This is a genomic window from Clostridium sp. SM-530-WT-3G (assembly GCF_012843905.1).
In the GTDB taxonomy this organism is placed as follows: domain Bacteria; phylum Bacillota; class Clostridia; order Clostridiales; family Clostridiaceae; genus Clostridium.
On record NZ_JABAGC010000002.1, the window covers coordinates 138,923 to 160,282 of the forward strand.

Sequence of the window (21,360 nt, forward strand, 5' to 3'; positions counted from 1 at the left end):
AAATAGTATTATGAAAAAGTTATATGCAATTCCACTAATTCCTTTAAGAGGATTGACTGTTTTTCCTAAAGTCGTAGTTCATTTTGATGTTGGAAGAGCTAAATCAGCAGCAGCTATAGAAGAAGCAATGCGTGAAGAACAAGAAGTATTTCTTGTAAGTCAGAGAGATTCAGCGATTGAAGAACCTAATCAAGATGATATATATACAGTTGGAACTATATGTAAGATAAAGCAAGTATTAAAAATGTCTGATAATATAATCAGAGTTCTTGTTGAAGGTTTAGAAAGAGCAAAAATAGTTGAATATATAGAAGATGATGAAAATTGTATAAAGGCTTCTGTAGAAAAAATACGTACTAAAAAAGTTAAATCTGATGAATTAGAAGCTTATGTTAATGTTATTAATAAGGAGTTTTTAAAACTAATAAAACTTACAGAAGATGATTATGATGATGTGGCAAAAAACGTAGATCCATTAGAGAATACTTCAGAATTCCTAGATATGGTAGCATCTTATTCAATTACAGATGAAAGAATGAAGCAAGAAGTTCTTGAAAGTATAAATCTTACAGAGAGAGCAAAACTGGTACTTGATAGGCTTAAGACTGAGGTTGGAATAGCAAAAATTCAAAGAAAGATTGCAGCTAAAGTAAAAAATACTGTTAGTAAAGAACAAAAAGAGTATTACTTAAGAGAGCAAATGAAAGCAATTCAAGAGGAACTAGGAGAATATGATGAAGATAAAAAAGAAATTTCATCATATGAAGAAAAGCTTGGAAAGCTTAAAATGAGTAAGGAATCTAAAGAAAAGGTAGCTCATGAGATTTCAAGACTTAAGAAAATGTCACCTAATTCATCTGAGGCAAGTGTTACTAAAACTTATATAGATTGGGTATTTGATATTCCATGGGGAAAATATACAAAAGAATCTATAGATGTTAAAAAAGCTAAAAAAATTCTTGATGATGAACATTATGGATTAGAAGATGTTAAAGATAGAATTATTGAATATTTAGCAGTTAAACAATTTAGTAAATCACAAAAAGGACCTATACTTTGTCTTGTAGGGCCTCCAGGAGTAGGTAAAACATCTATTGCTAGGTCAATAGCAAATGCAATGAATAGAAAGTATACTAGAATATCTCTAGGTGGTATGAAGGATGAATCTGAAATAAGAGGTCATAGAAAGACTTATGTAGGAGCAATACCAGGAAGAATAGCATATGCACTTAAAGATGCAAAATCTATAAATCCATTAATTCTGTTTGATGAGATTGATAAAATCAGTTCAAACTATAAGGGTGATCCATCAGATGCACTTCTTGAAGTATTAGATAATGAGCAAAATAAGGACTTTAGAGATGCATATCTTGAGCTTCCTTTAAATTTATCTAAGGTAATGTTTGTAGCTACAGCAAATTCATTAGATACTATTCCAAGACCACTTCTTGACAGAATGGAAATAATTGAAGTATCAGGATATACTTATGAAGAAAAGTTCCATATAGCTAAGGAACATTTATTACCTAAGATTATAAAAGATTTAGATATACCTTCTGATAAGGTAATAATTGAAGATGAGGCTATAAGAAGTGTTATTGAAGGTTATACTAGAGAATCAGGAGTACGTGGGCTTGAAAGAAAATTAAGCTCACTTATAAGAAAATCATTAGCTAAGATTATAAATGAAGATTTAGATAAGCTTTATGTTAATGATGAAATTATAGAAGAACTTTTAGGAAAGAAACTTTTCACAATAGATGAAATAGATAAGCTTGATAAGATTGGTGTAGTTAATGGAATGGCATGGACTGCTTATGGTGGAGATACACTTCCAATTGAAGCTACAGCTATGAAAGGTAATGGAAAGCTTCAGCTTACAGGAAAACTTGGTGAAGTAATGCAGGAATCTGCAAAGACTGCATATAGCTATGTTAGGGCAAATGCATCTAAATTTGGAATAACTGAGAACTTCTACAAGGAAAAGGATATTCATATTCATGCACCAGAAGGTGCAGTACCTAAGGATGGTCCATCTGCAGGAATTACTATGGTTACAGCTTTAGTGTCAGCATTATCAGGAAAAAAAGTAAGACATAACGTAGCTATGACAGGTGAAGTTACTCTTACAGGAAGAGTTCTTCCTATAGGTGGCTTAAAGGAAAAATCACTTGCAGCATTTAGAGCTGGAGTAGATACTATAATAATTCCTAAAGAAAATGAGAAAGATATAGAAAAGATACCTAATTCAATAAGAAGGAATTTAAATATAATTCCTGCAAGAGAAGTGAATGAGGTTCTTAAGAATGCATTAATTGGAGAGGATACTAATGAGAATTAAACAATCAGAATTTATTATATCAGCAGTTAAAAGAAATCAATATCCAGTAGATAATAGAGCAGAGATTGCTTTTGTAGGAAGATCTAATGTTGGTAAAAGTTCAATTATAAATTCAATAACTAATAGAAAAAAATTAGCAAAGGTAAGTAGTACACCAGGTAAAACAAGACTTGTAAACTTCTTTCTTATAAATAATGATTTCTATTTAGTTGACCTTCCTGGATATGGATATGCAAAAGTATCAAAGGCTGAGAAGGATAGCTGGGGAAAGACTATAGATATGTACCTTACTGGGCGAGATCAGCTTAAGAGAATAGTATTATTAGTTGATTCAAGACATAAGCCAACAGGTGATGATGTTATGATGTATGAATGGGCTAAGCATTTTGGATATGATGTAGTTGTAGTTGCAACTAAGAGTGATAAGCTTAAGAACTCTGAATTTAAAAAGAATGAAAAAGTAATCAGAGAAACATTAAAACTAGCTGATGATGATAAATTATATTTCTTCTCATCATTAAATAAAAAGGGAATAGAAAATCTTATAGATAACTTGTTTTTAGAATTTGCTACAGATTTAGATTAGTTTTTTCATGAAAGATTAACACTAAGTTTAAGCTAAAAATAGACAGGTGAATATTAACAAAAGCTTATGTAAGGGAATATAATCTTACATGAGCTTTTTTTCTTTCAAAATTTTCGTATAAAGTGAAATAATTTAGAGTTTTAGATAAATAAAAGAAGATATAAATTTAATAATATATATAATAAATTCTCATATGAAATTAGTGTCAAAAATTCTGAGGAGGAATAGTATATAGTATAACAAAGAAAAAATATTTCCAAGGAGGAATAAATATGGAGATGAATGATATCCTAAATGGTTTAAATCCATGTGATGACAATTGTTGTGATTCTGGACCAGATAATGACTATTGTGGAGGTCAAATGCCACCTGTTAATGGTTATGGGTTCCCAGGTACTGCAGGTTTAGGTTATGGTGGTATAGGTAATGGAATTGGATGTGGATTTGGTAGTTGGATTTGGATTTTATTAATATTATTCTATTGTGGATGCGGCTGTGGCGGTAACGGATTACTAGGCGGTCGTGGATTTGGTGGTAATAATTGTGGATGTGGATGCTGTGATGACTGTGACTGCGGATGTGGATGTAATAACCACTTCAGATATAACAATAATAGTATAGGTGGAGGCTTATTCTGTGGAAATAGCTGTACTGCATATCTATTCTTATTAGTAATTCTATTCTTATGCAATGGAAGATTTAATGGTATAGGCGGTTTCGGTGGAAACTGTGGTGGATGTGGAATTGGTGTAAATCCTATAATAGGTGGAAACTATGGTTTCGGAGGATATAACAATTTTGCTGGTAATTTAAACAATTGTGGTTGTTAAATTCGAATTTTTAGGAAGGAGAGATAAATATGTCTAAAAAGAAGAATAAATGTTGCTGCCAAAAGAAATGCTGCTGCGAAAGGAAATGTCATGATGATTGCTGCTGTATGCCAAGCTGTTGTAACAGTTATATGAACAACTATTCTGGTTCAGGAGTATTAGGAGGATGTGCCGGATTAGCTCCAATAATCTTCTTATTAATTGCTTGTGGATCAGGTTTGCTAAATTGTAGTTCATCATATTTAATTATCTTACTATTTATACTATTTGGTGGATGCTTATGTGGATCTAACAATAGTGGATATGGAAGCAGTTGCTGCTAATAAAATAGTAGATGGAGGGTTCTAGGACCCTCCAAAAAAATGCACAAAAACATATACCATTTTTGTAAATTATACATATAATGTGATTAGGGAACTATAATGTGGAGGAGTTTTAATGGCTAAGCATAGACATAAGGAACAGGAATCCAGTGCTAATAATAAAAATAAAAATATAAATAATATGAATAGTATGAATAACAATAATCCATTTGGTATTGATCCTGTGCAGTTAATGAATTTATTAGGTGGAAATTTTGATATGACAAATATGACAAATATGCTTGCATCGATGAATACAAATGGTTTTAATCTGGGTAATTTAGGTCCATTGGCACAAATGGCAGGATTAAATTTAGATAATAATATGATGTACGGAAATGGATTTTCAAATCCTAATGATATGAATAATAATATCAATCATGGCGCTAATATTAATACGGGCAATATAAATAATAAAAATGTTATGCCTAATATGAATAATGTTAATTTAGAAAATAGTAAAGAGAATAGTAGTGATACGACTTCTAATATAAAAAAAAGTGAACAAGAAAAGGTGGGTAAAGAATCAAAAATTTCTAGTAACTCAGCCAATGCAAATGCTAAAGTAAAAATTAAACAAAATAATGATCTTGAATTTCTTGTATCGTTAAAAGGTATTGTTAATCAGGAAAAGGTTCCATTAATAAATAAAATGATAGAACTTTATAAGAGTGGAGCATTTAAGGATAAATAAAGTGCTAAATATTAATGTTCAATACTTATAAATTTATTAATTTTAAAGTTTGTGTATATAAAAAGAAAAACTGTCAATAATATTAATGTAATGGAGAAGGCATTCTCCTACAAGCTTAGTAAAATTATATTTTATTAAGCAACCCCCCATCCCCCTTTTAGGCCGCTTGATTGCGGCCTTTATTATTGTAATAAAAAGAATTATTTTAGATAATATACTTCTTTATATACATGTTTAAGATATTTTAATAAAAGTTATATAAATTTGGTTAAATTAAATTGTTAAAATAGTATATAGTAAATAATATATAACTAATTTGATACTTGAATAGATGTAATATTATAGGATGAAGAATTACTTTCTTTACGAAGATCAATTAATAGTACAAGTTGTTTCTTATCCGAATTATTGTCTTTTAAACTTTTCTTTTCAAAGGAAAGTCTCCATTTTATATATAGAGGAGAGTTTAAATTGTCCCATTCATAATCATAAAAAAAACCATTTTGAAACAAATAGGAATTATTATCTTTATCTAAATTCCAGAGAAGTGATAATTCATCACTATTAATATTGGAGCTAAATATACTAGGAAGTTCGTCTAATGGGTAAGAAAGTTCAATTATATTAATAAAACTAGTAACTGAATCTAATGAAGGTAGAGATTTTGAGTCAGCAGTAGTATCAAGAATTGAATTATTTATTACCATAAAACTATTTAATGAACTTAGTCCTTTTATAGAATTTAATGAATAGCATTGTGGAGTGCAAGAATTTTTACAGTTAAGTATTCCAAATATATTATTGTTATCACTATATAATAACGTGAATTTATTTTTATTCCATTGAAAGACATAGGCGGAGTTTTTTTCACCCTTAAGTCCAGTAAGTATAATTTCAGGAACTGAATTTCTTGATAAGTCGTGAATAAATATTTTTGGTTTTAAATAACTGCAGCTTGTAAATAATACTTTATCAGTGCATTCCTTTGAGAGATAATATTCTTCATTTGCACATTTAATGCATATGTCTACCTTATTTTGCTCTTCAACTAGCTGTATATTATCTTGAAGGCCGTCTCCGTTTAAGTCATAAGAATAATTTTGTGATAAATTCAAAGGAGATAATGTTTCTTGGAAATTAAATTTGTTACATAATAGAAATAGAGCTACAATTATTATAAGAGTCACAATTGTAAAAGTTATGAGATTTATTAGAAATTTTTTTTTAATGATTAATATTTTCATGTATGTATCACCTCAATAAATTATATGTTGATTGTTAAGGGTACATGTTTGGAAAATAAAAAAGACTACAGCTTTAAATAAAAAACAGCAAATGTACATCAATGTGTATGTTGCTAATTTTTATAAGAAGCTATAGTCAGGATACTACTGACAATCCTTACAATATCCATAAAAGTAAATTTGACTAGATACAATTTTATAATCGGTATGCATCTCAGCTGAACTATTAATGTCATCAAATTTAAGATCTGTTAAATCATCAACCTTACCGCATTTTAAACATTGTATATGTGGATGAGGAGTTGAATTTGCATCATATCTAAAATTTCCTTCACCAACATTAAGTTCTTGAACTAAGTCTACCTCAACTAATGTCTTTAATGATTTATACACAGTCGCTAGACTCATAGTAGGATATTGGACATGTATATCTGTATAAATTTTATCAGCAGAAGGATGTGCAGTTGTATTAATTAGATAATTATAAACTGCAAGTCTCTGTGGAGTAAGTTTTAGCTTTTTTTCTTTAAATATTGAAGCTATCTGATCCATATATAATTCCCTCTCTTTAATTTTTTTGTATACAGATTATAACATAAATGTACAGAAACAGTCAACAGATAGGAGTGATATTATCAACAAATAATTATTATTCATATAGTGACATATGCAGTGTTAAGTAAATTAAATAAATTAAACAAAATTAGGGAATAAATGTGTTTCTCCTGGATTATTTATCCAAAAAACAAAATAAAATTATTGCACAATTTAGAAAAGTTTGATAATATATAAATAAAGATAATGTTAATTAATTAACAAACTGAAGTTGTAATGAGATATTAATGATTTTAAGATTAACATGCTAAATGCATGTTTTTTCTTATAAACTAGGGAGGCGTATTTTATGGCTAAATACAAGGTAGGAGATGAACTAATAATAATTAATGATCCAAGCAAAGAAAGTGAAAAGTTAAAAGAGTTAACTCATTTAACAATTGATGGAGATTTTGCTCAGATAGCATGGGGAATTAAAATTGTTGATGTTGAGTATGATAAGCCAAATGTTACATTAACTTATAAGAATGTTTCTGGACACAAGTGTAAAGTATTTGCTGTTTGTAAAGATATAGATAATTTTGATAAAGAAAAAGTATTGGAAAAAGCATTACTAAAAGCATTCCAAAATGAAATTATTAATATATCTGTTGAAAAAAATAGTGGGCAAGCATAGTAGAATAGAAAAGATAAAGTTAAAATCAATAATAAAGATAAAAGCAGTTTTTGACTGCTTTTTTCTAATATATGGAATAATGTTTGATAAAAACTTTACTTTTACTAAAAAATGTAATATAATAATTAGGAAAATATTTGCATTAAGTGTATAAAATTCTAAAAATTTAAAATAAAAATAGTTAGAATTGAGAGATTAAATTTATTTTTTATTTAAATTTAGTAAAAAATAAATAATTGCTATTATATAAAAAGGTGGGAATGTTATGAAGTGTCCATTTTGGTCAAGCAAGAGAATAAAAGTAGAGTGTTATGGAGAATGCCCAATGCATATAAATGAAAAAGGGGAGTATCAAAGTGAAGAACAATGTATATTTAATGAGTGTTCTTCATCAGATAATGAATTTAATATAAAAGATATAATCAAGCATGATTACAGTTATTTAAAATCTTGTGATGATGAAAATGGAATTAAAATTAGTTTTTAAACATATTTAAAAGATATTAGAAGTTTTTAGTGTTGTATTTCTAGTGTCTTTTTTGTATGAAATATATAAAGAAAAGAGATACAATCTTAAATGATCATATCTCTTGAATATTTTTATAAAATATAAATTATTTCTACTTTTCAAATGAATCAGTATATTTATGAAGTAGTGATTGCTTTAATGACCATAAGTTTTGTGATAAATCTACATAATAAGTATGAGGATTTTCAAATCTTAATATTTCAGGCCACAACTTATCTGTTTCTGTTTTAGCAAATTCCTTAATTTCTAATACAGTTGGAGATTTATATACGCATTGACCTTGTTCAAATATAGGTACTTGTAAATCTTTTGTATAGAAGTTTTTGAATTTTTTTCTTTTCCAAGTATGAATAGGATCAAATAAAGTTAAAGGCTCATCTTCATTAATTTCTTCATCTCTTAATGTGATTAAATCAGCTAAAGCTTTGTGAGAATCTTTATCGAATAATCTTATTATTTTCTTGAAGCCAGGGTTAGTTATCTTTTCATCATTTTCACTTATTTTTATTTTTGGAATTATTTCACCATCTTTTTCAAGAGCAACAAGTTTGTATACTCCGCCAAATACAGGTTCTGATTTTGCTGTTATTAATCTTTCACCTACACCAAATGAATTTACACAGGCACCTTGATCTAAGACATCTCTTATAATATGTTCATCAAGTGAATTTGAAATAACTATTCCGCAGTCTTCATATCCAGCATCATCAAGCATTTTACGACATTGTTTAGTTAAGTATGTTATATCGCCTGAATCAATTCTTACTCCTTTTGGTCTTATACCCATTGGTTTAAGCACTTCATCAAATACTTTTATTGCATTTGGTATACCTGATTTTATTACATTGTATGTATCTATTAACAATACACAATCTTCAGGGTATACTTCTGCCCAGGCTTTAAATGCTTCATATTCAGAATCATATAATTGTACCCAGCTATGAGCCATTGTTCCTACAGCAGGAATATTGAACATTCTATCTGAAAGAGTACATGCTGTTGAACTACATCCTCCAATTATTGCTGCTCTTGCACCATAAATAGCTCCGTCATATCCTTGAGCTCTTCTTGAACCGAATTCCATTACAGGACGTCCGTCAGCAGCCCTACAGATTCTATTTGCCTTAGTAGCTATAAGAGTTTGATGGTTTACTGTAAGAAGTATCATTGTTTCAATAAATTGAGCTTGAATAACTGGACCACGTACAGTAACTAATGGTTCGCCAGGAAATACAGGATTACCTTCTGGAACAGCCCATACATCACAGCTGAACTCAAAATTACTTAAGTATTCTAGAAATTCTTCAGAGAATAGATTTTTTTCTCTTAAATATTGTATATCGTTTTCTGAGAATTTTAGGTTGCTTAGGTATGAAATAAGTTGTTCAACACCAGCCATTATACAATATCCACCACCATCAGGAACTCTTCTAAAGAACATATCAAAATAAGCTATTTTATCCTTTAAATGTTGTTCAAAATAACCACTTCCCATTGTAAGTTCATAGAAGTCAACAAGCATGGTAAGATTTCTTTCATCTTTTACATTAAATTTAGATTTTATATTCATTTATAATCTCCTTTTATAGATACGTAAATATTATTAAATTATAACATTTGTGCGAGTAATTGTCATAAAATAAAAATACATATAGATATATTGTACAACTATAATACATTCATTACAATATGCTTACAAAAGTGTTGAGGTATAGATATTTATAAAAGTTATTGTATATTTTTGGATTTTTACTAAAAATAACTAATATTATGTTGGAATGAATTTTTTGATTATTGAAATTTAAATTATAATATATCATAATAGCTTATTATAATTTATTATTTAGTTTGCCCATATAAAATTATAATTATAAAGAAATAAATTATGGAAATAATTTAATACGATAGATATATTTCATGATAAATAAATAATAGAAAGAAGGCAGGATAAGTGGGGTACAATCTTGATAAATATCAAAAAAATGCAGTAGAATGCATAGATAGAAATGCACTTATTGTTGCGGCTCCAGGATCAGGTAAAACAACAGTAATAATTAATAAGGTAAATCATCTTGTTTCGGAAAGAAAAATAGCAAATAAAAATATAATTATTATTACTTTCACAAAAGCAGCTGCTGTAAATATGAAGAAACGATACATAGAGACATTTAACAGAAATTCATCTCCTTTCTTCGGAACATTTCATGGACTATTTTATAAAATGCTTTTAAATGCAGGAAGAGATATAGATATAATTGAAGGTGGAGTAGCACATAAAATAATAAGTAATGTGATGAGTAAATATTTTGATGAAGTAAACGATGATAAAGTAAAGGAAGCAATTAATAATATATCTTTATTTAAAACATCTAGATGCTCAATAGAGGAATTTAAACCTACTCTTACTAAAGATATATTCAAAGATGCTCTTGAAACTTATGAAGAATATAAAAAGCAGTATAATAAATGGGATTTTGACGACCTTGCCCTTGAAGTTTTAAAGATGCTTCAAAATGATGAGAGAATGCTTAATGGATACAGAAAATTATTTAAGTTTATTCTAGTAGATGAATTTCAAGATTGTGATGAAATTCAAATAGACTTCTTGAAGATGATAAATGATGGTGGTAATAATTCTTTATTTGCTGTAGGAGATGAAGATCAATGTATTTACTCATTTAGAGGCTCAAAACCAGAGTATATGGTAAGCTTTGATAAATTGTTTGAGGATGGTAAAAAATATTATTTATCTACAAATTATAGAAGTAAAAAAAATATAGTAGAGAAATCAAAAGATGTTATAAAATTTAACAAGGCTAGAAACAACAAGGATATACATTGGAATAAAGATAGTGATGGAATAATAAAGTGGTTTAATCCTTACAATGAAAAAGCTCAGGCAGATATAATTGCTGATACAATTTATGAAGAAAAGAAATTAGGAATTCCATATGAAGATAATGCAGTACTTTATAGAACTAATATGGAGTCAAATACTATTATAGATGTACTTACAAAGAGAAAAATCCCATTTACGCTTATAGATAGAGAATATAATTTTTTTGAACATTTCATATGTAAGGATCTTCTATCATATTTAAGACTTGCTGTAAATGAATATGATAGAGAAAGTTTTTTTCAAATAATAAACAGACCATTTAGATATGTAAGTAAAACAAGTTTACTTTATGTTAAAAATTATATAAAAGATGAAAATCCCTTTGATATATTAATAGGAAAAGATGACACACAACCATTTCAAAAGAAAAAACTTGATGATTTAAAAAAAGATATCCAATATTTAAATAAAATTTCATTATCATCGGCAATAGCATATATAGTTATGGATCTTGGATATATAGAACACCTAAAAAATTATGCAAAGAAGTTTAATCAGAGTTTTGATGATTTAGAAGATGTAATAGAAGAATTTAAGCTTGCAGCAGAAGGTTATAAGACAATATTTGAATTTTTAAAACATGTAAATGAGGTTAAGGAAAGTATAGAAGAAAGTAAAAAGAAAAAAGACCGTGAAGGAGTAATATTAAGTACCATACATGGCGTAAAGGGGATGGAGTTTAAAAATGTATATATAATGAACATATGTGAAGATACTATACCACATTCATCAAGCAAGGATACTAATCTTGAAGAGGAAAGAAGACTGTTCTATGTGGGTATGACAAGAGCAATAGATGAACTTTATCTATTTTCACCTAGAAGCAGAAAAGGTCAGTTTAAGGATGTTTCAAGATTTATTATAGAAGGAAAACTTAATGACCTTCCAGTAGATACTTATGGATATGAAGAAGGAGATAATGTAAGCCATAGGACTTATGGTTTAGGCGTTATAGAAGAGCTTGAAAAGGATAAGGTCAAGATTAAGTTTAATGATGATACTATTAGGAGTTTCAGCCTTAAGGTATTGGTTGATAATAATCTTATACAAAAGATCGAGTAACGCTTTTTTGTAGTAAATAGTACATAAAGAATATATGTTCGTTCCATTCCCGTAAATGGTTAAATTTTAGTATAGGGAATGGAATGATTAGCATGGCAAAACTACGATTAAGAACACTAAAAATTAACAATAATTGCACAAAAACAATTGAAGAATGTTACAAAGAATATATGGATTATTGCAAGTCTATTGGGCTTCGTAAGGCTACTTTGATAAGCAAGCAAAGATTTTATAAGTATGAGCTTATTAAACGAGTATCGCCTACAGACGAAATTAATATTATCAATCAACAGAATGTAGAGGAATGGATTAATTCAATGATTGATAATGGATATAAGGGAAATACATATCAGACATTTGTAATAAAATTAAAAGCATTTCTAACATATTGCTTCACTAGGGAGTATTTAAAAGAGTTTGAAGTTAAAATACCAAGCATAGTTTTAGAAAAGAAAGAAGTATATACAGAAGCAGAGTTAAAGAAATTATTACAGAAACCTGATTTGAGAACTTGTCTTGTAGGAGATTATAGATCTTTTGCTACTGTATCTTTCTTAATTGGTACTGGATGCAGGAGTACGACATTATTAAATATTAGAGTTAAAGACATTGATTTTGAAGAAGATATGATATTATTTGCACATATGAAAACTAAAAGACAAGCAAATGTACCATTATCCAAATCATTAAAGGTAGTTTTAAAAGAGTATATAGAGAATCTTAATTTAGATAAGGAAGACATATTGTTTCCTAAGTTGGATGGTACTCAGATGAGTTATGATACTTTGCATCAGAATTTAGTTAATTATTTCAAACATTGCAAGGTAAAAATGAGAGGTATAAACACTTTTAGGAATACATTTGCTACTATGTTTATTAAAAATGGTGGAGATATTTATAGACTTAAATTACTTTTAAATCACAGCAATATCAAAACTACTGAAAGATATGTGAATTTACTACCAATAGATTTTAAGGATGATTTATTACAATATAATCCATTAGATTTGTTGAATGAGAATAAGAAAAATAATAAGATTAGTTTAAGGAATAAATAATTGAATTTAAAAAGTATGATAAAGAGGGAGAAACAGTATGCTTGTTATCTACCTCTGCTTTTTTGTAATCTTAATAATTATATTGCTGGTATCTTATTAGATGAGTTCAGCTAGAATAATAAAATAAGTATGTCTTTCTTTGAAACGGACAGAATGTAGAAAAAATATAAAGGGACAAAATGCGAATATGATGGATAGAGGGATTGCATAAATAATTTATAAAAATTTTGGATTTTGATATAAGAGCATGTGTAAATATCATTTATGAATAGAGTAACATACGTATAAATGCTTAGTTAATAAGTTAAAGAATAAAGGCTGTAGAATGTGCATTTATTAAGGAAATATAGTAAAATGTTTAATAGAAATTGTATTAAAAAGGAGCAAAATATATGGCAGCAATAGGATTTGAAGATCAGTTATGGGCATCAGCAGATAAGCTTAGAAACAATATGGATGCCTCTGAATATAAACATGTAGTATTAGGACTTATATTTTTAAAATATGTATCAGATACTTTCATGGAAAAGCATGAGGAATTAATGAAGGATGATCTAGACTTTGCAGAGGATAGAGATGAATATACTGCTGAGGGTATATTCTGGGTTCCTGAAAATGCGAGATGGAACTATATAGCTGAAAGATCTAAACAGCCTGAAATAGGAGCTATTATAGATGAAGCATTAGATAACATAGAAAAAGAAAATGAAACATTAAGAGGAGTACTTCCTAAGAATTATTCAAGACCTGAATTAGATAAGAGAATACTTGGAGAAATAGTTGATTTATTTACTAATATAAATATAGGTGGAACTATTGAAAAGGAAAAAGATGTACTTGGAAGAGTATATGAATATTTTCTTGGAAAGTTTGCAGCTAATGAAGGTAAAAGTGGAGGCGAATTCTATACACCAAGATCAATAGTTAAATTAATGGTAGATATGATTGAGCCATATAAAGGATATGTATATGATCCTGCATGTGGTTCAGGTGGTATGTTTGTTCAATCATTAAAATTCCTTGAAGAGCATAGCGGAAATGCTTTTGATATATCAGTATATGGTCAGGAGTCAAATCCTACAACATGGAAGCTTGCTAGGATGAATCTTGCAATAAGAGGAATAGAAAATAATCTTGGAAGTAAAAATGCAGATACATTTCATGAGGATTTGCATGCATCACTTAAGGCAGACTATATATTAGCCAATCCACCATTTAATCAAAGTGACTGGGGGCAGCCTTTACTTGTAAATGATCCAAGATGGAAATTTGGTACACCACCAGCAGGTAATGCAAACTATGGATGGATAGAACATATGATAGATAAGCTAAGTCAGAATGGTAAAGCTGCAGTAGTTCTTGCAAATGGTTCACTTAGTTCTAATACTTCAAATGAAGGTGAAATAAGAAAGAACATACTAGAAGCAGATCTTGTAGATGCAATAGTTGCACTTCCAGATAAACTATTTTATACAACAGGAATACCAGTATGTATATGGTTCTTTAATAGAAATAAGAAAAATAAAGGCGAAACACTGTTTATAGATGCTCGTAAAATGGGAACAATGGTAAGCAGAAAGTTAAGGGAGCTTACAGAAGAAGATATAAAACAAGTTGCAGATATATATCATGCTTATAATGGTAATGGAGAATATGAAGATAAATTAGGATTCTGTAAAAAGGCAACAATAGATGAAATAAGAAATAATGAATATATATTAACTCCAGGAAGATATGTTGGAATTGAAGAAGAGGAAGATGATGGAGAGCCATTTGAAGAAAAGATGTCAAGATTAACAGCTACATTGTCAGAACAATTTGCAAAGAGTAGAGAGCTTGAAGAGGAGATAAGAAAGCAGCTTGGAGGAATTGGATATGAGCTATAATTTGAATAAAAGTATTGCACTTTCAGAGGTGATAGAAAAAGCCAATACTGGAGCTGATGCAATTAAAAGAGCACCTATAGTAGAAGAAGATACTGGAATGAAGTGTTTGAGAATTGGGGATGTTTCAAATAATAAACCATTTGAAGAATGGGGTTACACTAGTGCATCAGAAGATGTAATTAATAAATTTTTATTAAAAAAGAATGATATATTAGTAGCTAGAACAGGAAATACTATAGGAGTTGTAAAATATATAGATAAAGATATTAACTCAGTTTATAATAATGGATTAATACGGCTTAAGGTAAAAAATAATTACTTACCAAGATATATTTATTATAATATTATTTCTGATAGATTTAAAAATTTTATATATGGAATTTCTGCAGGTACATCAACACAACCTAATATGAAAATCGATCATATGCTTCAATATGAAATTGCTGATTTTAGTCTAGAAGAACAAAAAAAAATAGTAAATATTTTATCTTCATTAGATGAAAAAATAGAATTAAATAATGAAATGAATAAAACATTAGAAGAAATGGCTCAAGCTTTATTTAAAAGATGGTTTGTTGATTTTGAATTTCCTAATGAAGAAGGTAAGTCTTATAAGAGTAGTGGTGGCGAAATGGTTGAAAGTGAGATGGGGATGATACCTAAGGGATGGAAAGTTGAAAAACTACAAGACATATCTATTGTTACAATGGGAGTATCACCAAGTAGTAATAGTTATAATCAGGATAAAATTGGATTACCATTATTAAATGGAGCTGCAGATTTTGAAGGAAAGTTAATTAAGCCTAGCAAATATTCATCAGAGCCAAAGAAAGTATGCAAAGTTGGAGATATGGTTTTTGGAGTAAGAGCCACTATAGGAAATACAGTATTTGCTGATAAAGAGTATGCTTTAGGTAGAGGAGTTGCCTCAGTAAGTCCTAAAAGTGACATGTTTAGAGAATTTATTTATTTTAGTTTGGATAATTCAATGAATAAATTAATTGCTAATGCTAGTGGTAGTGTGTTTTTGAATTTGAAAAAAGCTGATATTACAGATTTAAAGTTATGTTTTTCTGAAACCATTATTGATAAATTCAACAAAATAGCTAAAGTATTAATTAATAAAATTATAGAGGATGATAAAGAAAGTGAAATATTAAAAGAACATAGAGATTCACTGTTATCTAAACTAATGAGTGGAGAGATAAGTGTAGAAGATATAAAAGCTAGTCTGTAATAGGTTAGCTTTTATTTTATATCTTTTATAGAAGTATATTCTAAAATAGTCAAAATAATGTATAATAATAATATAATTTCAAATTAGAGAGGTGAATATATACAATGAGAAATGTTTTTGTAAGTTATGCACACAGACTAGATCAAGATGCTGTTGATGAATTTAGAAAGAAATTTGGAAATGATAAAATGGTATTTTCAGATAGGTCATTAGAAAATATGGACATAGGTAATTTGAGTAGTGATACCATAAAAAATAACTATATAAGGCCTAAGATAAGAAATTCATCAGTAACAATAGTATTAATAGGAGAAGAAACTGGCGGACGCTGGTGGGTAGACTGGGAAATTTACTATAGTTTAATTAATACTAAGAATAACGGAAGAAATGGGCTGTTAGGAATAAGAATTCCATATAAGAAGCATTTTGTGCCAAAAAGATTAGAGAAAAACCTTAATATGGGACTAATAATAGACATGCCTAAAACAGCTAAAGAATTGGAACAAGCAATAGAATTAGCATATCAGAAAAGAACAAATATTCCAGATTTGAGTGACCCATTAAGAAGTAGAAATTCATATATTTAAAATTGAAAGGAATGATTAATATGTCAAGAGGTATTAATATAGCAGAAAACTATCGTTATAGATCTTTAAATTATTCTAATAATTCAAAACCAGTAGTTTTTTTATCTCATAAAAGTGAAGATAAGGAGTATGTTGAGGAGTTAGGAAATTATTTGAGAAATGCTGGAATTGATATCTATTTAGATAAAAATGATCCAGTATTACAAAGAGCTGATCGTGAAGGAGATGCTCAGAAAGTTACTGAATGTATAGAAGAAGGAATATTAAGAAGCGATTATATTTTATGCATTGTTTCTCAAAAGACAGTGTCTTCATGGTGGGTTCCGTTTGAAATTGGTTATGGCAAAAAATCTGAAAAACCAATTGCATCTGTAATAAAAAATGATATAACTAAAGTTCCAGATTATTTAAAAATAGAAGATGTAATTTTAAGTATAGAAGATATGAATAATTACATTAAAGAAATAACAAGAAAACATAATATGGTATTATTTGAATCTACATCAACTGTACCACAAAATAGTGGCGAATTTATTACAAAGGCATCATATAATAATAAATTAGCTAAATATTTAAGAGTGAGGTAGAAGTAAATGAATAAGTGGAAAGACTGGTTAAAGAAATGGAATATGACAGATTTAAAGATAAAAACTTCATTTCTCGAAATGGATTGGAAACCTCAAAGAGCAGATAAAGATGCGGCGTGGGAACTATATATTGAATTGATAACAAGAATAACAACACAAGATTTAAAGGATAACGATGGAGATGAACAGGAAGCATTAGAAAGTATTTATAAAATATTTGGATTGACACGTGAAATTATTAAAAAATATAAACTCGAATGTATGGAATTTACTAAGATTGCAATAGTAATCTTAAATCAAGTTATAAGACCATTTACTGCAAAATGGTCTAAGAAAGTTAAGCATGATTTTAGTCAGAATGATAAAAAGCATTTTAGAGAAGAATTAAAAATATTACAAAGAGAATTAATTGTATATACACAAATGCTTGGTGATATGGCAGGTGTAGAAGAAATAGATGATTTAACCTTGTTAGAACAGTAAGCTATAGAATAAAGTAATAGCTCGCCTAAATAAGAGGAGCTATTATATATTAAAATGAAATTAATTATAATGTGTTACATTTAATAAGGAGTACACGGATGAGTAAGAAAATACAACCATTATCAATAGTGTTTGTTTGGAATCCAGCTGATAATGAAATAGTTAAACCAATATTAGAATATTGTAGTAAATTATTATCTCGTGATATAAAGAACCCTTTTTCACGTGCTATTAATTTACCTATTTTTTATTATACAACTCTAAAAAAAGGTGTTCCTGAATCATTTGATTATTTAGATTCAGAGAAGTCAATAATTTTTTCGTTTGTAAGTAAGAATGTAATAATAGATGAAGAATGGAAAAAATATATTCATAACTTGAGTAAAATTAATAATAGCATAGTGATTCCAATTGCATTAGATAAATATGCATTTAAAATTGGAGCTCCAACTAATCTGAAAAACTTTATTCGCTTTTATGAGTTTACTTCTAATCCAATAGAAAAAATATTTATATCAATTACACATGAAATTTATAGATATGCATTAAATGAAAGTTTTCAAGAAATAGCAAAGGGAAAAGAGAACTCGTTAAAATTATTCTTAAGTCATACGAAAGATGGGAACCGTGGAGTAGAATTGGCTAAAAAGTTAAAAGAATTCATAGATGATTCTCAAATGAGAAATTTTTTTGATGCTACTGATATAGGGACAGGATATAGGTTTGATGAAGAAATAAGTGATAATATTAAAGAATCATCTATTATAATAATTCATTCTGATACTTATTCATCTAGGTATTGGTGCCAAAAAGAAATACTAACAGCAAAGTCAGAAGAAAGACCAATTATAGCTGTTAATGTAGTTGAAAATTTTGAAGATCGTAATTTCCCATTTGCTTCTAATATACCTGAATTAAGAGTAAAATATAATGGAGGTATAGTAGAAGAAGATTTATTAAGAATCTTAAGTAGTGCCATAGTGGAAACAATAAGATTCTTTTATTCAAAGAAATTATTAAATAATTATTGTGACAATAGTGAAGATGAAATTAGAATTATTTGTAGACCACCAGAAGTATCTGATATTGAAAAAGTATTAAGTTTTGACAATGGTAAGATTAATATTGTACATAAGTCTATTCTATACCCTGAACCACCAGTATATTTAGAGGAAGTGACCTTTTTGAACAATTTAGGAATTAAGACATATACTCCACTTACAAGTGATTTAAATGAATTAACTGGAATGAAAATAGGAATATCAATATCCGAACCATCTGAGGAAGACATGATAAAGATTGGGCAAAATAAGTCTCATCTTTCAATATTATCACAGGATATTGCTCGTTATTTAATAGCTCGTAGAGCACATTTAATTTATGGAGGAGATTTAAGACCAAATGGATTTACAGAATTTCTCTTTAATGAAGCTAAAATATTAAAGAATAGATTAAATGATGAAACATATAAGTTAACTAATTATATTGCATGGCCTATATATACAAATGACAATGAAGAATTGAAATTATGGAAAGCTGAATATTGCGATGTGGCAGAAATGAGAGAGGTTAAATATGATTCAGCTGTTGCTGATTTAATTATTAATGAGGATACTTTTTTGCCTCCCAAAACAGCTCAAAATCTTTATGTATGGAGTAGATGTTTGACAAAAATGCGTAAAGAAATGATTGAAGAATGTGATGTACGTATTTGTGCAGGAGGACGAAAGAGAGGATATAAAGGAATAATGCCAGGGGTTCTTGAAGAAATTATAATTGCTATAGAAAATAAACGTCCACTGTATCTTTTAGGTGGATTTGGTGGAATAACTTCAAGTGTATGTGATTTAATACAGAATGGTATTGTATCAGAAGATTTAACATTAAATTGGCAAATTAATAATAATTCTGGATATAAAGAATTGTTGAGTTATGCTACTAATAGGGAACGTAGAACATCAGTAGATTATGAAGAAATTATAGAGAAAATTAAGAAAGTAGATATCACTAGGAATGGACTTAGTTTAGAAGAAAATTATAAATTGTTTACGACTCCATTTGTAGAAGAGGCTGTATATCTAATATTAAAGGGCTTGAAGAACATTAAAGAGAATTAGTAAGCGGAAAAGTATATAAAGGTGCATCTATAAGAAAATAGAAGCACCTTTTAAAATACATAATTTTAGGCTATACTCAATATAAAGAATTTACTAAAAAGGAATATTGATTATGAATTTTAAAGAGGCAAGTTTAGAAAATGTAGTAATTGAATATTTAAAAGAATTAGATTATGAATATATACATGGCAGTAACTTAAACAAGGACAACAAGGAAGTTCTGCTTTTAGACAGGCTTGAAAGCAGGCTTATTGAAATCAACAAAGGCATTCCAGAGAGTTCTATAAAAGAAGCTATTCGTAAGATCAGAACTTTTGAAACTAATGATGTGTTTACTAATAATAAAATTTTTCATAAGTATTTGACTGAAGGTGTTGAAGTTACTGATTTCATTGATGGCAAAACAGAATATAATACTGTTAAATTAATAGATTACTCTGATGTTGAAAAGAATGAGTATTTAGTTGTAAATCAGGTTGAAGTAAATGAAGATGATGATATTAAGAAGATTCCAGACGTTATTGTTTATATTAATGGTATTCCACTTGTTTTAATGGAACTTAAGAGTACTTCAAGGGAAGAAGTTACTATTGAGGATGCATATAAGCAGATCATGAACTATAAGAATGTACATATTCCTACTTTATTTTATTATAATGCATTCCTTATTATTAGTGATGGAGTTAACACTAAAGCTGGAACATTAACTGCACCTTTTGACAGATTTATGGCTTGGAAGAAGGTTGATGATAGTGATGAAGTTATTGATAAGCTTAATTTTGATACATTATTATATGGAATGTTTGGCAAGGACAGAATTCTTGATATAATAAAGAACTTTATTCTTTTCACATCTAAAGGAAAGATTATGGCTGCGTATCATCAATATTTTGGTATGAATAAAGCAATTAAAGCGGTAAAAAGAGCAGTTGCTACAGATGGAAGAGCAGGAGTTGTATGGCATACTCAGGGAAGTGGAAAGAGTTTTTCTATGACATTCTTAGCAGGAAACTTGATTAAAGATGAAGATTTAAATAATCCTACTATATTAGTCATCACAGATAGAAATGATTTAGATGGACAGCTATTTGGAACTTTTGGAGAAGCTCATGAATTTCTAAGGCAGAAACCAGTTCAAGCAGAAAGCAGACAAAATGTTAAAAATTTATTGGATAATCGAAAAACAGGCGGAGTTATATTTTCTACTATTCAGAAGTTTGAAGAAGAAACTGGTCTTTTATCTGAAAGAAAAAACATTATTGTTATGGTTGATGAAGCTCATAGAACGCAATATGGTCTTGATGGAAAGGTTGATTTAGAATCTGGTGAAGTTAAATATGGATATGCTAAATATTTAAGAGAAGCTATGCCTAATGCTACTTATATTGCATTTACAGGAACACCTATTGAAACAACTGATAAATCAACATATGGAGTATTTGGTGATTTGATAGATGTATATGACATGACTCAGGCTGTACATGATGGAGCTACAGTTAAGATTTATTATGAATCAAGACTAGCGAAAGTAAAGATTAATGATTCTATGCTTGAAAGGATAGACCAAGAATACTGGGATATGCAGATTAATGAAGGTGTAGAAGATTATGTTGTAGAAGCAGCTTAG

General features: G+C 28.7%; 19 protein-coding genes. 16 read left to right on the plus strand and 3 right to left on the minus strand.

The annotated features are described in order from the left end of the window. The first annotated feature begins 10 nt into the window (after positions 1-10). From lon to HF850_RS01645, 5 genes are all read left to right on the plus strand, one after another. Positions 11-2,341, plus strand: a complete 2,331-nt coding sequence (gene lon, locus HF850_RS01625) for an endopeptidase La (RefSeq protein ID WP_169103742.1) — start codon at positions 11-13, stop codon at positions 2,339-2,341. Beyond that, positions 2,331-2,927, plus strand: coding sequence for a ribosome biogenesis GTP-binding protein YihA/YsxC (gene yihA, locus HF850_RS01630; protein WP_169103743.1), 597 nt, complete (start codon positions 2,331-2,333; stop codon positions 2,925-2,927). The genes lon and yihA overlap by 11 nt, the downstream gene beginning before the upstream one ends. 272 nt (positions 2,928-3,199) lie before the next feature. Further along, positions 3,200-3,757, plus strand: coding sequence for a hypothetical protein (locus HF850_RS01635; protein ID WP_243159359.1), 558 nt, complete (start codon positions 3,200-3,202; stop codon positions 3,755-3,757). Between the two features lie 29 nt (positions 3,758-3,786). Continuing rightward, on the plus strand, positions 3,787-4,080 hold the full coding sequence (locus HF850_RS01640) for a hypothetical protein (protein WP_169103744.1): 294 nt from the start codon (positions 3,787-3,789) through the stop codon (positions 4,078-4,080). 115 nt (positions 4,081-4,195) lie between these two features. Beyond that, a complete protein-coding gene (locus tag HF850_RS01645) occupies positions 4,196-4,813 on the plus strand; it encodes a hypothetical protein (RefSeq protein ID WP_169103745.1) in 618 nt (205 codons plus the stop codon). Between the two features lie 311 nt (positions 4,814-5,124). Here HF850_RS01645 and HF850_RS01650 read toward each other — a convergent pair whose 3' ends face one another. Then, the gene (locus tag HF850_RS01650) at positions 5,125-5,928 is read right to left on the minus strand and encodes a hypothetical protein (RefSeq protein WP_243159360.1); all 804 of its coding nucleotides are present in this window, start codon (positions 5,926-5,928) and stop codon (positions 5,125-5,127) included. A 273-nt stretch (positions 5,929-6,201) separates the two neighbouring features. After that, on the minus strand, positions 6,202-6,609 hold the full coding sequence (locus HF850_RS01655) for a Fur family transcriptional regulator (RefSeq protein WP_169103747.1): 408 nt from the start codon (positions 6,607-6,609) through the stop codon (positions 6,202-6,204). 352 nt (positions 6,610-6,961) lie between these two features. On the opposite strand from HF850_RS01655, the gene HF850_RS01660 reads away from it, so the two are divergent. Both HF850_RS01660 and HF850_RS01665 read left to right on the plus strand, forming a co-directional pair. After that, on the plus strand, positions 6,962-7,288 hold the full coding sequence (locus HF850_RS01660; RefSeq protein WP_169103748.1) for a hypothetical protein: 327 nt from the start codon (positions 6,962-6,964) through the stop codon (positions 7,286-7,288). A 265-nt stretch (positions 7,289-7,553) separates the two neighbouring features. Beyond that, a complete protein-coding gene (locus HF850_RS01665; protein WP_169103749.1) occupies positions 7,554-7,775 on the plus strand; it encodes a hypothetical protein in 222 nt (73 codons plus the stop codon). A 133-nt stretch (positions 7,776-7,908) separates the two neighbouring features. Here the strand turns inward: HF850_RS01665 and HF850_RS01670 are convergent, their stop codons facing one another. After that, positions 7,909-9,387, minus strand: a complete 1,479-nt coding sequence (locus tag HF850_RS01670; RefSeq protein ID WP_169103750.1) for a nicotinate phosphoribosyltransferase — start codon at positions 9,385-9,387, stop codon at positions 7,909-7,911. Positions 9,388-9,768: 381 nt separating this feature from the next. On the opposite strand from HF850_RS01670, the gene HF850_RS01675 reads away from it, so the two are divergent. From HF850_RS01675 to HF850_RS15545, 9 genes are all read left to right on the plus strand, one after another. Then, positions 9,769-11,778 carry an ATP-dependent helicase gene (locus HF850_RS01675; protein ID WP_169103751.1) on the plus strand — a complete coding sequence of 670 codons (2,010 nt, stop codon included), beginning with the start codon at positions 9,769-9,771 and terminating at the stop codon, positions 11,776-11,778. A 92-nt stretch (positions 11,779-11,870) separates the two neighbouring features. Beyond that, positions 11,871-12,836, plus strand: a complete 966-nt coding sequence (locus tag HF850_RS01680; protein ID WP_243159361.1) for a site-specific integrase — start codon at positions 11,871-11,873, stop codon at positions 12,834-12,836. A 392-nt stretch (positions 12,837-13,228) separates the two neighbouring features. Further along, positions 13,229-14,722: a class I SAM-dependent DNA methyltransferase gene (locus HF850_RS01685; RefSeq protein ID WP_169103753.1), complete on the plus strand. Its 1,494-nt coding sequence runs from the start codon at positions 13,229-13,231 to the stop codon at positions 14,720-14,722. Then, complete coding sequence (locus tag HF850_RS01690; RefSeq protein WP_169103754.1) at positions 14,712-15,959, plus strand: restriction endonuclease subunit S; 1,248 nt, start codon at positions 14,712-14,714, stop codon at positions 15,957-15,959. Before HF850_RS01685 ends, HF850_RS01690 begins: the two co-directional genes overlap by 11 nt. Before the next feature lie 104 nt (positions 15,960-16,063). Continuing rightward, a complete protein-coding gene (locus tag HF850_RS01695; RefSeq protein WP_169103755.1) occupies positions 16,064-16,546 on the plus strand; it encodes a TIR domain-containing protein in 483 nt (160 codons plus the stop codon). Between the two features lie 20 nt (positions 16,547-16,566). Continuing rightward, positions 16,567-17,133, plus strand: a complete 567-nt coding sequence (locus tag HF850_RS01700; RefSeq protein WP_169103756.1) for a toll/interleukin-1 receptor domain-containing protein — start codon at positions 16,567-16,569, stop codon at positions 17,131-17,133. Positions 17,134-17,139: 6 nt separating this feature from the next. Then, the gene (locus HF850_RS01705) at positions 17,140-17,616 is read left to right on the plus strand and encodes a hypothetical protein (protein WP_169103757.1); all 477 of its coding nucleotides are present in this window, start codon (positions 17,140-17,142) and stop codon (positions 17,614-17,616) included. Between the two features lie 98 nt (positions 17,617-17,714). Next, positions 17,715-19,733, plus strand: coding sequence for a TIR domain-containing protein (locus tag HF850_RS01710; RefSeq protein ID WP_169103758.1), 2,019 nt, complete (start codon positions 17,715-17,717; stop codon positions 19,731-19,733). 112 nt (positions 19,734-19,845) lie between these two features. Beyond that, positions 19,846-21,360 carry an HsdR family type I site-specific deoxyribonuclease gene (locus HF850_RS15545; RefSeq protein WP_243159362.1) on the plus strand — a complete coding sequence of 505 codons (1,515 nt, stop codon included), beginning with the start codon at positions 19,846-19,848 and terminating at the stop codon, positions 21,358-21,360.